This window comes from Dyadobacter fanqingshengii (assembly GCF_023822005.2).
GTDB classification, from domain to species: Bacteria; Bacteroidota; Bacteroidia; order Cytophagales; family Spirosomataceae; genus Dyadobacter; species Dyadobacter fanqingshengii.
This window is the reverse complement of the sequence record NZ_CP098806.1, coordinates 1,193,693-1,206,083: the sequence shown is the minus strand read 5'-3', so window position 1 is coordinate 1,206,083 and position 12,391 is coordinate 1,193,693. Positions and strand designations below refer to the sequence as shown.

At 46.1% G+C, this 12,391-nt stretch carries 11 protein-coding genes; 7 read left to right on the top strand and 4 right to left on the bottom strand.

Annotated features, from left to right (window positions below; all coding sequences use genetic code 11):
* The first annotated feature begins 21 nt into the window (after nt 1–21).
* Together NFI81_RS04780 and NFI81_RS04775 are read left to right on the top strand one after the other, a co-directional pair.
* Nucleotides 22–444 (top strand): VOC family protein, encoded by a 423-nt coding sequence (locus NFI81_RS04780; protein WP_234613747.1) that lies wholly within the window; start codon nt 22–24, stop codon nt 442–444.
* 78 nt (nt 445–522) lie between these two features.
* Nucleotides 523–1,395 (top strand): CE1 family esterase, encoded by an 873-nt coding sequence (locus NFI81_RS04775; RefSeq protein ID WP_234613748.1) that lies wholly within the window; start codon nt 523–525, stop codon nt 1,393–1,395.
* On the opposite strand, the gene NFI81_RS04770 is transcribed toward NFI81_RS04775, so the two are convergent.
* Nucleotides 1,396–2,184: an ImuA family protein gene (locus tag NFI81_RS04770; RefSeq protein WP_234613749.1), complete on the bottom strand. Its 789-nt coding sequence runs from the start codon at nt 2,182–2,184 to the stop codon at nt 1,396–1,398.
* A 137-nt stretch (nt 2,185–2,321) separates the two neighbouring features.
* Here NFI81_RS04770 and NFI81_RS04765 point away from each other — a divergent pair, with 137 nt between their 5' ends.
* Together NFI81_RS04765 and NFI81_RS04760 are read left to right on the top strand one after the other, a co-directional pair.
* A complete protein-coding gene (locus NFI81_RS04765; protein WP_234613750.1) occupies nt 2,322–3,161 on the top strand; it encodes a sugar phosphate isomerase/epimerase family protein in 840 nt (279 codons plus the stop codon).
* Nucleotides 3,162–3,293: 132 nt separating this feature from the next.
* Entirely contained in the window at nt 3,294–4,625 is a 1,332-nt protein-coding gene (locus NFI81_RS04760) for a vanadium-dependent haloperoxidase (RefSeq protein WP_234613751.1), read from the top strand.
* 108 nt (nt 4,626–4,733) lie between these two features.
* On the opposite strand, the gene NFI81_RS04755 is transcribed toward NFI81_RS04760, so the two are convergent.
* Nucleotides 4,734–5,459: a 3-keto-disaccharide hydrolase gene (locus tag NFI81_RS04755; protein WP_234613752.1), complete on the bottom strand. Its 726-nt coding sequence runs from the start codon at nt 5,457–5,459 to the stop codon at nt 4,734–4,736.
* Between the two features lie 97 nt (nt 5,460–5,556).
* The gene (locus tag NFI81_RS04750) at nt 5,557–7,263 is read right to left on the bottom strand and encodes an FAD/NAD(P)-binding protein (protein ID WP_234613754.1); all 1,707 of its coding nucleotides are present in this window, start codon (nt 7,261–7,263) and stop codon (nt 5,557–5,559) included.
* A gap of 146 nt (nt 7,264–7,409) precedes the next feature.
* Here NFI81_RS04750 and NFI81_RS04745 point away from each other — a divergent pair, with 146 nt between their 5' ends.
* Complete coding sequence (locus NFI81_RS04745; RefSeq protein ID WP_234613756.1) at nt 7,410–8,204, top strand: MOSC domain-containing protein; 795 nt, start codon at nt 7,410–7,412, stop codon at nt 8,202–8,204.
* On the opposite strand, the gene NFI81_RS04740 is transcribed toward NFI81_RS04745, so the two are convergent.
* Nucleotides 8,201–9,466, bottom strand: a complete 1,266-nt coding sequence (locus NFI81_RS04740) for an MFS transporter (protein WP_234613757.1) — start codon at nt 9,464–9,466, stop codon at nt 8,201–8,203. The two genes, NFI81_RS04745 and NFI81_RS04740, sit on opposite strands and share 4 nt — an antisense overlap.
* Before the next feature lie 180 nt (nt 9,467–9,646).
* Here NFI81_RS04740 and NFI81_RS04735 point away from each other — a divergent pair, with 180 nt between their 5' ends.
* Nucleotides 9,647–10,453, top strand: coding sequence for a hypothetical protein (locus tag NFI81_RS04735; RefSeq protein WP_234613760.1), 807 nt, complete (start codon nt 9,647–9,649; stop codon nt 10,451–10,453).
* A gap of 19 nt (nt 10,454–10,472) precedes the next feature.
* Complete coding sequence (locus tag NFI81_RS04730; RefSeq protein ID WP_234613761.1) at nt 10,473–12,284, top strand: DUF1420 family protein; 1,812 nt, start codon at nt 10,473–10,475, stop codon at nt 12,282–12,284.
* Nucleotides 12,285–12,391 lie beyond the last annotated feature (107 nt).

Below are 12,391 nucleotides of genomic sequence, written 5' to 3'. Positions count from 1 at the left end.
AAACAACTAAACTTCAATAGAATGATCAAGCCACTTTATCCTTGCCTTTGGTACGACGGAAATGCGAAAGAAGCCGCCGATTATTATTGCTCCATTTTCAAGAGCTCAAAAATAACCTCCGAAAATCCAATGGTCGTAACATTTGAGCTGAACGGTTTCAAGTTCATGGGCCTGAACGGAGGGCCGCACTATAAATTTTCGCCAGCCACTTCTTTCGTGGTCGAATGTGATACGCAGGAAGAAATCGATTATTACTGGGAAAAGCTCGGCGACGGCGGTTCGTATAGTCAATGTGGCTGGCTGGACGATAAATTCGGCATGTCGTGGCAGATCGTTCCGAGTGTTTTATCAAAACTAATGTCGGATCCGGAAAAGGCGCCGCGGTTGATTGAGGCATTTATGCAGATGAGCAAGTTCGATATCGCTACGCTGGAAAATGCGTAATGTTATTTGACGAAAAATAGCGCGAAAACATCGGCGAACATGTAAATTGCAGGACACAATCAGTCCCCAATTTTCAACATGTTAAAGTACATTTTGCCCGCGTTATTATCGATTTCCTGTATGTCCGCCAATGCGCAATTGGTTTCTGATTCGCTGCTGATTGAGGGGCGCCAGCGGGTTTTTGTTTATGATCAATCGGTGAAGGTCAAGCCGGGTGCAAGCCTTATTTTTGTTATGCACGGCTCGGGCGGAGAACCAGTGGGATTTGCGCCGAGAGCTGCAAAATTACAAGCCAGGGCTGAGGCTGAAAATCTGATTCTTGTTTATCCGGCCGGATATAAGAAATACTGGAACGAATGTCGAAAAGCATCAACAGCGGTTGCTAACAAGGAAAATTTGAATGAGGAAGCGTTTTTCTCAGCCATGATCGACTACTTTTCTGATAAATACAAGATTAATAAAGCACATGTGTTCGCTACCGGATTCTCGGGTGGCGGACATATGTCGTATAAACTGGCATTAACCATGCCTGGAAAAATCAAAGCGATTTCGGCCATCGTGGCGAATATGCCAACTGACGAAAACATGGACTGTGCAGCCATGAATGTTCCGTTACCAGTAATGATTACCAACGGAACGGCTGATGAAACCAATCCCTACAACGGCGGAGAAGTAAAAACAGCAGGCGTGACACTCGGAACGGTTCGTGCTACGGATCAATCGTTTCAATATTGGGCCAAACTGGACGGTTACAGCGGCACGCCGGTCAAGTCCTTGATGCCGGATGGCGATAAAAATAACAATGTCACCGTCGAAAAATATACGTATCAAAAGAAAGGAAAACCGGAAGTGACATTACTAAAAGTCATCAATGGCAAGCACGAATTCCTGACCGATTTCGACATTTTTGAAGAAACCTGGGCATTTTTCAAGAGACAAATGGGAAAGTAATCATACGGCTCGTCGCACCACTTCCGGACCACGCAGCAACTTATTATCTTTCTGCACTTTAACTTCTTTTCCGAGATAATTAAACCGGCCCTCCGACCATTCCATTTCCCATTCGCCGGGTTCTCCGTTGCGAACTTTTAGCAGCTGTACGTGCCAGCGCGGGAAGCCCACACCCGGCATATCGTCTTCCAGGTGACTGGGAATCGGTGTGACTTTCCAGCGCGATACACAGGCTAACGTGTTCATACTTCTTGGATTGCAGCGATGGAGAAATCCCGTCACACGACTTTGTTCCACAGCAAGTTGCAGCCGCCTGGACTGGGTTAATGTGATCTCGTTCAGCTCTCCTACCACTGCGGTTAGCGCTTCGCATTTCAATGATTCTTCAACAGCCCATAACACATCCTGTTCTCTGGATAAATCAATAAAAATAACCTTATCCGGCTCAATGCCGAAAAATTTCATCGCCGGTGGGAAAAGCGTCCGGTTCATGCTGATCCAGAGACACGCTCCGCCATTTTGCAGCAGTTTACCCAGCAGTCCCATCATGAAACCCGTAGTTGCGGCGGCATCTTCCATTGCACTGCTCAAAAACTCATGCACCGCTCCTGTCGGAAAAACCTGGTTGGGAAATGCTGCTTCCAACTCTCCAAAATGAAACGAATTCTGCGGCCCGTCTGACGCTGTCTTAAAACCCTGCAAAGAGAGGATCTCCTTCTGCAGTTGTTTGGCAACATCGCTTTTCAGGGCCGGGTGGTTCATAATGGAAGTCGAGCAAATTGTTATCAACAGTAACAATTTTATGATCTCAAAAGTACCAATAAATTTTAAAAACAGAAAAGATTTCTTAATTTTATGAATAACATTCTGAGGTTATTAGTAAAAACATCAAATAAGGCACTTAATCAATCAAACCCATATCATCTATGACACGATCTGTATTATTCAAATCTGCTTTTCTGTTTGCTGCTTGTTTTACATTACTGGCAATGAGCCGTTTAGCACCCCGCGACTGGAAGCTTGGCGTAGCACTTTATACATTTAACCCATTTACTTTCGAAGGTCAACTGGCCATAGCAGATAGTGCCGGCCTGAAATATGTGGAGGGCTTCACATTTGCCAAAGCCGGTCCTGAATTGAAAGATTCTATCATGATGAAGCTGTCGCCATCGGGCATAGCAAAGCTGAAAACCATATTAGACAAAACGGGCCTGAAGATGGAAAGCATTTACCTTGTCGGTGGCAAAACGGTGAATGATTGGAAAAAAGAATTCGAGATCGCGAAACAGTTTAATGTAAAATATGTCACTGCGGAGCCGCCCGTAAAAATGTGGGACAGTATAGACAGCCTTGCAGGCATTTATGGAATGAAACTGGCCATCCACAACCATTGGAAAGGAACAAGTGCTTACTGGCATCCCGATTCCACCTTGGCAGCATTGAAAGGTCATCCCAATTTTGGCGTTTGCGCCGATCTTGGCCATATGCCTAAGAGCGGTATTAATCCGGTGGAAGCATTGAAAAAACTGGAAGGACACATTATCGCAATCCACCTCAAAGACATTGCAGCTTACGACGATCCCAAACTTGTGGACGTGGTCGTTGGAACAGGTGTGATTGATTTCCCTGCGGTTTTTAAAGAACTGGAAAGACAAAATTTCAACGGACATATTATCATCGAACGTGATCGCCAGGAGAAGCCAACCAATCTGCAATCGGTCATTCAGACCGTTAAATACTACAACAAAACCCTGGGATTAAAGTAAGCTTTGCCCGCTTCTGACCATCTGGTTGTGAACCATTTACGGTAAATAAATATCTGCCTGATTTCCCCTAACCGGTCATAGGTCTGATGTGATAATTACTGTAAATTGGTTTATCACAAACTAATATGTCAAATGAAGCAATGTCTACAATCCCGCCACGCCATTACGATTTCTGTTTGGCTAATAATCTGCTCAGTTTGTGCGGCTTGGGCTCATCCCGGAGCTTTTAAACATCCAAAAGATGTATCCTCTTTTCCTGCCGACGCGGTAACTTCATGGGTTAACTTGCAACTCAAAATAGCCCAAACCACGCCCGCTCCGCCACCTGTCACGCTCCGCCGTTGTGTATATACAGGCGTGACCCTTTACGAGTCAGTTGTTGCCGGAATGCCTGAATATCAATCTATTGCATCCCAATTAAATGGTTTGGGAGCGCTCCCATCGGCAGAGAAAGGTGAAACTTACTATTGGCCAGCCTCTGCAAACGCTGCTATGGCCGCTATCACCCGCAGCTTTTATCCGATGACCTCGCCAGCCAACAAAGCTTCGATTGATTCTTTGGAAGCTGCGAATGTCCTGCTCTACCAGAAAGTGAGCAAATCCGATGAATTGGCAAGATCCGCAGCATTTGGAAAAAGCATTGCAGAAGCCGTTTTCAATTGGGCCAAAACAGATGGGAATGATGATAAAAGCCCCTTCAACATTCCGGCGATCGCAGGCGCGTGGCTGCCGACGCCGCCTTCCAATATGCCTGCATCCCTGACCAACTGGGGCAAAAACCGCTGCATTTTTATTGGAAGCGATGAAGATGCTGATGAGCAAAAACCAATCCCCTATTCCACCGACCCGGGCTCCGCCTATTATGCACAGGTGAAAGAAGTATATGACATTTCGCAGAGCCTCACACCAGAACAAAAATCCATTGCCCTGTTCTGGGCGGATGATCCTGATGGCAAAAGCTATGGCGGTGCACATTGGCTTTCTATCCTAAATCAATTGCTGATTAAAGAGAAATCCAACATGGAAACGGCAGTGGTTGCAAATGTAAAACTAGGCATTGCATGCTCCGAGGCAGCGATCAGCATTTTTAAAGGAAAATATCGTTACAATGGATTGAGACCTGTCACCTATATCCGCACTGTGATGAATAAGCCGGAATGGAACACATTGATTGTCACGCCTCCACATCCGGAATATCCCTCTGGTCATGCGGTTATTTCAGCGGCTGCAGCGCAAACGCTAACATTATTGTTTGGTGATCAATACAAATTCACCGACAACTCGTATAACCGTCTGGGTTTCGCGCCACGGTCCTTCAATTCGTTTGAGGAAGCAGCCATTGAGGCTGGTAATTCACGTGTTTATGGAGGCATTCACTATCGCAAAACTTGTGATGCGGGCCAGAACCAAGGAAAAAAGATTGCTCAAAACCTACATGACAAGATCAGGTTCAAACGATCCTGAGCAAATTTTCCTGCTGAACCCAATCTTTCGCAACCACGCAGACGGCAAAGGGATTGAGCTTTTGCCTGGTGCAAAACAAGATCAAAGCGCAAAGCATTTCTGACTAAATCAAAGTTTGCGCAGCTTAATGTTTCGATACCAAACTGTGCTTCCCCAATCCTGCAACCCGATTTTTCCGGCATAGGAACCTGTGGAAATGGGCGCTGCTTTCAGTCCGCTGTTGGCTACTTTCTGTTTCCAGTCGGCGCTGTTCAGGTCGTGTTCCTGCACGATAAACTCGTTTTGGTAAACAGTAAGCTTGCCCTTTTTTACGATAAAATGAATCTTGTTCCATTCACCTTCCGGGTTTCCTTCCCGTAAGCGTGCATTTGCGATGCCAAAAAAGTCGCTTGCCCGGTGCGTATTTTCTCTTGCGCCTTCGTAAATCTTATCGTCGATCACTTGAAGTTCCAGGCCAGTGTTGTGCATATTTTTATATTTAGGGGATTCTGTGACAAAAAAGAAAATGCCGCTGTTAGCGTATTTACTCACTTTCCATTCAGCCTTAAACTCAAAATCCCCGCTAACAACTTCGTCAATCACAATGTCGCCACCGTTTTTGGCTTTGTTTCCGGCACGCTCCGGGACATTCAATTTGATCGCGCCCTGTTCAATGATCCATGCAGAACCTACCTCTTTGCCGCCATATGCATGCCAGCCTTTAAGGTCTTTTCCGTCAAACAGCAGTTTCCAGCCATCCTTCTTTTCAGTGGCGGAAAGCGTATTAAGCGCTTGTGAATTTGCACTTATGAATGCAAAGTTCAGCAGCAGGGCAAGTAAAATGGGTCTGAACATTTTAGATTTGGGTTATTGTTGAAGAACAAGCATTGACGGCTGATAAAATACTTATTTGTCCAAAAAAATGTTTGCTATGATATCTCCGGCACACAAACTAATCCTTTAAAATACTGCCGACAATGGTGGATGAGGCCTGTTCACAGAAGTCAAGCCCGGAATAGTCCGGGTTATAGCCCCCGATATAAGGAACAGCCATTATATAAATGCGGTGGTTAATCTCACCCGAACGCGACACAACCTGAAAGTTATCTGTAATCGCGATACCCGGCACTTTCAGGTAAAAATCTTCCCGGGCTGTCTGTTCAACATCCTTATTCCCATCCGCAACTGCGGCACCGCCAGCAGCTGAAGATCTGAATTTCAAATGCGCCGGACGCACCGTTCCTTCCGCTATGAGGCTTTTAAATGGAAAGCTCTCGAAAGGCAAATGCGGTTGTCCAATGCAGTCCACGAATGTATTGTAATAAATGGCTTTCGATTCGCCGGACTCGTCTTTGTAACGATACGTAACGCCGCCCTTGCTTTCCGGATCTACCTGGCTATCATCTCCTACCGAAACAACTTCCAGTTTTCCGGCGTCATCCAGCGCCAGCATTTCCTTGGCAGAGCTTTGCGGCACAAATGCAATCACGATCGAAATCAGTGGCATCAAAACCTTCTGCAATCTCAACCGGTCTTCGGCGGACATATATTTGGCGGGATAGTTCAGCACATAACTTAAAACCGCCAGAATCTCTTTCCAATGAATGGATTCCTCATTTCTGATCGATTTTTCGGCTTCGCCATATTCTTTCCGGAAAAGCGCGAACGGCTCCATTTTCTCGCGCATTCCCATCATCATTTCCACAAATTCCTCAATGCCCCGATCCTTGATGCGTTCATAAAACTTAGGATCTTTTTCCCGAAACAGGTCCTTAAAAGCTTTTTCGAAAATATAATCCAATTGAAGAAAACCGTCGTTTTCGTGCCTGTTCTGTTCAATTTCATCTTCGGTCAGCAATGCCTCATCCGAAAGAAGCGGATCCTCCAAATGGAAGCGGATCGCAGGCAAAAGCCCATTTCGGGAATGCATAACCAGCTTAAATTCAGGACTTTCTTCCGAGGGAGTAAACACAACTTTTCCATCCTCATCCGTATGGAATGACCCATTATTCCGGGCCAGCGTGCGCATGGCATCAATGGCGGTTAATGATGATCCTCTGATCGCAATGGGGTGATTGAGTTGCAGTTTTAGCTTTGCGGGCGGATATGGCGAATCAAAATAGCCGGGAATGGTTCCTTCATGCTTGGCCGGCCAGTTGTGCCCGGTGCAAATAACGACGCGGTTAAAACGCGACAAGCCCGACCTTTCAATGGCAACATCTACTTTCTTTTCGCCGGGAACGTCCATAATGTCTACCACCCTGCAACCTGTGTGCACATGCGTCTGCAAGCCCAGCCTTCCAGCCTCTTTCAACAGTAAATCAAATTGCGCGGATAAATACTGGCCAAACAACAACCTTGGCAGCACTTTGTTTTCATTAAACCGGTCCCTATCCACCCCAAACCGGATGAGCACATCCTCGGGCACAGTCTGGATCCATTCTTCAATGGAGGTTACGATCTCCGGAATTTCGTTATCGGACACATTGGTAACATGCTCCGGGTTAGAGCCCTCATAACTGTAGGGCATTCCTGCACCCAGCAGTTTTTTACTTTCAAAAATGTGTATTTCGAGGTCTTTCTGACCAGCTTCTACAAATCTCTTTAAGACAAACAATGCACTTGGGCCACCGCCGAGGATGGCAATACGCGTCTTCAATGCTTTACAGAATGTTAAGTGTAAATTAATCCGATTATTTTTTTGAATGTAGTAAACAATTGTACCAATATCATTTTGGGAATGGTTTTTTACCTAATTCACATCATTATACCGAGTTTCAGATCAGACACCATAATCTCTCGCCAATGATTTTATCAGAAATATGGGTTTACCCTGTGAAGTCCCTAGGGGGAATCCGTTTGAAAGAATCGCTTGCCGAAGAACGTGGTTTACAACATGACCGGCGCTGGCTGGTGGTGGATGAAAAAGGCACTTTTCTTACCCAGCGTACAAATGCCCAGATGGCGTTGCTGGACGTCGCATTTTCGGATGATGGATTGCTAATCTCCCACCGTTATGATCCTGTCAATCAAATACTTGTTCCTTTTGAACGTGAGGATGATGTTGACATTGAAGTGAAGATCTGGAACGACATCGTTTCGGCGAGAACGGTTTCAAACCTGGCGGATGAATGGTTAAGCGAGCGGCTCGGCAAGATTGTGCGCATTGTAGAAATGACCACAGGCACGCAGCGAAGAATGAACCCATTGTACGCCGGAACAGACCACACAGTCAGTTTCGCGGATGACTTCCCGTTCCTCCTCATATCCCAGGCTTCCCTGGACGATTTAAACAGTAAACTTTCTCAATCCGTTGAAATGAAGCGCTTCCGGCCAAACTTCGTCATTACAGGCACCGCGCCATTTGAGGAAGACCTGTGGAACACCATAACGATCGGAGATACACGTTTCCAGGTAACCAAGCCTTGCGAGCGCTGTGTGATGGTCAACATTGACCCGAAAACGGGGATAAAAAGTCCTGAGACGCTTAAAATGTTATCGAGTTATCGCAAGGAAGGCAAAGAAATCTTTTTCGGTCAAAATGTCGTCGGACTCGAGAGCGGCATTGTGCGGGAAGGCGACAGCATAACGCTTCTTTAAACGGCTGGGACGGGCAGTTTTTTCGGAGCCGGAATGACAACCAATGTAATGATTGTAGCAAGAACCAACGCGCCGGACATTAAAATATAGGAAGCATTGAAATTCCCTGTTTCACTATTGAGATAACCCACCAGATAAGATCCGGCAAAAGAGCCCAATGCGCCCAGACTGTTGATAAGACCAATCGCCCCGCCGATTACATTTTTTGGCAAAGCATCCGCGATAGCAGCAAAAAACGGCCCATATGGCGTGTACAATGCGCCTCCCGCAATGACCAGCAGCACATACGACAGCCAGAACTTTTCGGGCCCCAGCCATACCGTAGCATATAAACATACGGCCGCGATCAGCAAAAAAGGCCATATAAACAATTTCCTGTTACCCGACTTATCCGAAAAATAAGACGCACTCAGCATTCCGATCACAGCAAGCAGATACGGAACAGAGGATAACCAACCGGTGGTGACCATGCTCATATCAGGTGCCGCCTTTATGATCGACGGCAGCCACATGACAAACCCGTAAACTCCCACGCTCCACAAAAGATATTGGAGCGACAACAAAATCACCTTTCTGGATCTAAATGCTTCCGCATAGTTCTTGACGGGTTTTATGCCAACCTGTTCTTCCTGCAAACGTTTTTCCAACTCCGTTTTGTCATCCTCCGAAACCCATTTGGCATCCATAGGACGCTCGTCAATGAGTTTCCACCAAATAAAAGCCCAAAGAATTCCTGGCAATCCCTGAATGATAAACATCCACCGCCAGCCCATGGAATCAATCAGATAACCGGATAAAACCGACATCCAAAGCACCGTAACGGGGTTACCCAGGATCAGAAATGTATTAGCCCGGGAGCGTTCTTCTTTGGTAAACCATTGGCTTAGCAAAATAAGCATGGCAGGCATCACGGCGCTTTCCACCACGCCGAGCATGAAGCGGATCACGATCAGCGTGGTCGTGTCATTCACCATTCCCGTGGCCGCTGCTAATGCCCCCCAGCAGATCAGTGAAATGAATATCAGCTTCTTAGCCGCCTTATGCGCTGCATATTGTGCGCCCGGGATCTGAAAAAAGAAATAGCCGAGAAAAAAAAGCGAGCTGAGTAATGTCGATGTGTTGGGCGTAATGTTCAGGTCACCGGCCATTCCGCCTGCAACCGCGAAACCAAAATTGGCCCTGTCCAGGTAAGCAAGACTATATGTTACAAAAACAATCGGGATGATCCGATACCATCTTGCCTGGGCCAATTGTGGTTTCATGCGTTCGTAATCTGGACTTAAAATATTTTCGTAAATAGTGGTAAGGCCCAAAATCCGGGATTATACTATCTTAGGCGACCATCGTCGTTTTTTCAATAGTTTGGGAATGGTAAATAGATGGGCTTCCTGTCTTTGTTAACCAATTGTGTATTAACTTCATCAAGCCAAATTTCGCCGCAAATGAAACCATTTTTGCTTGTTGTCATTCCATTGCTCTTTATGGCTTGCAAAGACAAAGACGCTGACAAAACGCCCGTCGAAACCGAACCGTGCCAGCTCATCAGCTATGTAACCGACACCACTGGCAGCGGCGCGAAAATGGTAATCAATTACAACAAGCAAAACCTCATTTCCGGGACAACTTATGCCTACACCGGCTATTTTGGTGACACAACAAAATTATCGAGCACGATCAGTTACTACTACAACGAGGAAAAACCGTCCGCGATCAGCCAGTCCGACAATGAAAATGTTGTCCGTTTTGAATACGACAGCGAAGGTCTTTTATCCCAAAAAACCTGGCATGAAAAGAAAACGATTCCCCGCCAAAGAGTGCATATAGAGTGGGCTAATGGCAGGATAGTTCGGGTAAAAAGAAGCCTTTTCGAGCGGACCGGTAATGCGGACGACCCAAAAAACTACGTGGAGAGAGACTACGATTACATTGAGCTGAATATCGATGCGAAAGGAAATCTTGTCACATTAAAGAGATTTTCCAACCAAAACGAGCTCATTTCCGTAAACGAATACCAATACGACAACAACCCAAACCCGTTCAAAAAGCTCTATACGATCCAGGGAGCTTTTTTTGACGACCAGGAACATTTGCTTTCCACCAATAACAGGACAAAAGTCACTATGACCTACCCTGTTACCGGAAAGATTGTCGTGTTGGATTACACATTCAACTACAATCCAAACGGCTATCCCAACGACGGATTTTACTCCAATCGCCGGGCGCTGGATATGCAGTATAAATGCCGGTAACGTGCTTAAAAAATGATTCATGAATTCGCTGAACGCCTATTTTATCTCGTCTCCACTCTCCGTTTTACTCACGCTGACGCTGGGAATGAGTTTGGCGATCATCAGCGATGATATTGGAAAGCGGGTTTTCAAATCAACAGAACCTGTTCAGAGCGCGCTATATTTCTTTGCCGGCCTTCTTGCGCTATCGTGGTTGATCTGGTTAATCGGCCTTTTTGCATTGGTTTCGGTGTTTTTGCTCAAAGTGATTTGCTGGGGAATTATCCTTTGTGGAATCTTCCTTGCTATGCGCAGGCGTGACGAACTTTTGAGTAGTGTCAATCGGAAATGGGCTGCGTTTCAAGCACTTCGGTCCTTCGAATTTTTCACAGCATGCACATTATTTGCTATCCTGGGTGGTTATTTTTTACTATCCCTCACCGTCCCGACCGATTCCGATTCATTGAATTATCATCTCGCGTTGCCCGTTGAGATCTTACAGAAAGGCAGTCTCTGGTTCAACCGCGACCATTTGCATTACAGGCTGGCGGGGTTTGGGGAAATGATCAATTTACTGGGCGTTGCCAACGGGTGTCCCCAGCTCGGCGCATTGGTCCAAATGATCGCATTACTGCACACATTGCGCGCGCTTTCGGCCCGGGTCATAGCAGCGCATAAGCTTACGATTTGCCTTTCTCTGGCAGGAATCCCTACATTATTATTTCTTTTACCAAATCAAAAACATCAGCTCACGGGCATTCTTTGCACAACGGTTTGTTTCCTTTTTATCAGCAATTCCAGAAATTTGACGCTGAGCCGCATACGATTACTCATGCTTGCAATGCTGTTTGCAGCAGGCATTAAGTATTCGTTTCTGCTTAGCATTGCGGCGCTGGTTGTTTTATTTTTAATGAAGCGTCCAAAGGACATTTCGCTGTGGAAAATAACTGTCAGTTTTGCATTGCTTGCATCATTAGTCCTTGGCCCTCAACTGCTTTTCCGATGGATGCATTTCGGCGATCCCTTTTCTCCGTTGCTGGAAGGCCTGTTCAATGAGCCCGATCCGGTGGTGAAAAGATTTCATCATTATATCAAAAACTTCCGGGAATCGTCTTTTCCCTTTCCTGCAAACCTGTTGCTGACTGATAGCGCAGGCAAAGTATCCACAATCCTGGGTACAAGCGTGATTATTTTTGGATTTTTACCCTTCCTGTTTAAGAGAGCCAAACCTGAAATCACCAGCATTATATTCCTGCTTTTGGCGATTTGCTTCGTAAGCCAATTGTCCTCGCGCTTTCTGATGGAGCCGTTATTATGGCTTATTCCGCTGTTCATTACCGCCTATGGACATGCCAAAAACTTCAAATATTTCACCTGGCTATTAAGCGCACAAATGTTTTGCATGGCTCCATTTGTTGCATTAGGATTGTATGCACTTGCCCCTTCCCTCTTTTCCGACGCACTGAGAACCAAGGTGTTGACAAATTCAGCCAACGGCTACGCAGAAAGCATCTGGCTAAATGAGACGCTGCCCGCCCACGCACACATTGCCACCAGCAACCGCTCACGCGCCTTCCTGCCCAGACCATTTTTCCCCTGGGAGTATCTCGTTTTCACGTCATTGGAAAAACCTCTGGAAGTGCAGGCGCTTCGCAAAAAGTTAGCTGAGTATCACATAGATTACATTGTTTTACCGGAAAACGGCACCGCGCAATTGCAGGCTGCTATCAATGCTTCATTTGTATCGGGACCAAAAACATTCCCGCTTGCCACCAGAAATCCACTCAACCGAACTAAATATAAGGTCTCCATCTTCAAAATAAATACGCTAACCACCCCGAAACCGCATTGAAATGCCTGGCTTCACGGGTCTGGAGCTTTTAAGAAAGATCAGAAATGAGGTGGGTATGGCCGTTTTCATTACTTCGCATCACGAGTTTGCGATTGATGGTTACGGCT

Bases quoted from the DNA above. Each gene is read 5' to 3' on its own strand.
- NFI81_RS04735 (WP_234613760.1), top strand. From the start codon at position 9,647: ATGAAACCATTTTTGCTTGTTGTCATTCCATTGCTCTTTATGGCTTGC.
- NFI81_RS04765 (WP_234613750.1), top strand. From the start codon at position 2,322: ATGACACGATCTGTATTATTCAAATCTGCTTTTCTGTTTGCTGCTTGT.
- NFI81_RS04775 (WP_234613748.1), top strand. From the start codon at position 523: ATGTTAAAGTACATTTTGCCCGCGTTATTATCGATTTCCTGTATGTCC.
- NFI81_RS04755 (WP_234613752.1), bottom strand. From the start codon at position 5,459: ATGTTCAGACCCATTTTACTTGCCCTGCTGCTGAACTTTGCATTCATA.
- NFI81_RS04740 (WP_234613757.1), bottom strand. From the start codon at position 9,466: ATGAAACCACAATTGGCCCAGGCAAGATGGTATCGGATCATCCCGATT.
- NFI81_RS04780 (WP_234613747.1), top strand. From the start codon at position 22: ATGATCAAGCCACTTTATCCTTGCCTTTGGTACGACGGAAATGCGAAA.
- NFI81_RS04745 (WP_234613756.1), top strand. From the start codon at position 7,410: ATGATTTTATCAGAAATATGGGTTTACCCTGTGAAGTCCCTAGGGGGA.
- NFI81_RS04760 (WP_234613751.1), top strand. From the start codon at position 3,294: ATGAAGCAATGTCTACAATCCCGCCACGCCATTACGATTTCTGTTTGG.
- NFI81_RS04730 (WP_234613761.1), top strand. From the start codon at position 10,473: ATGAATTCGCTGAACGCCTATTTTATCTCGTCTCCACTCTCCGTTTTA.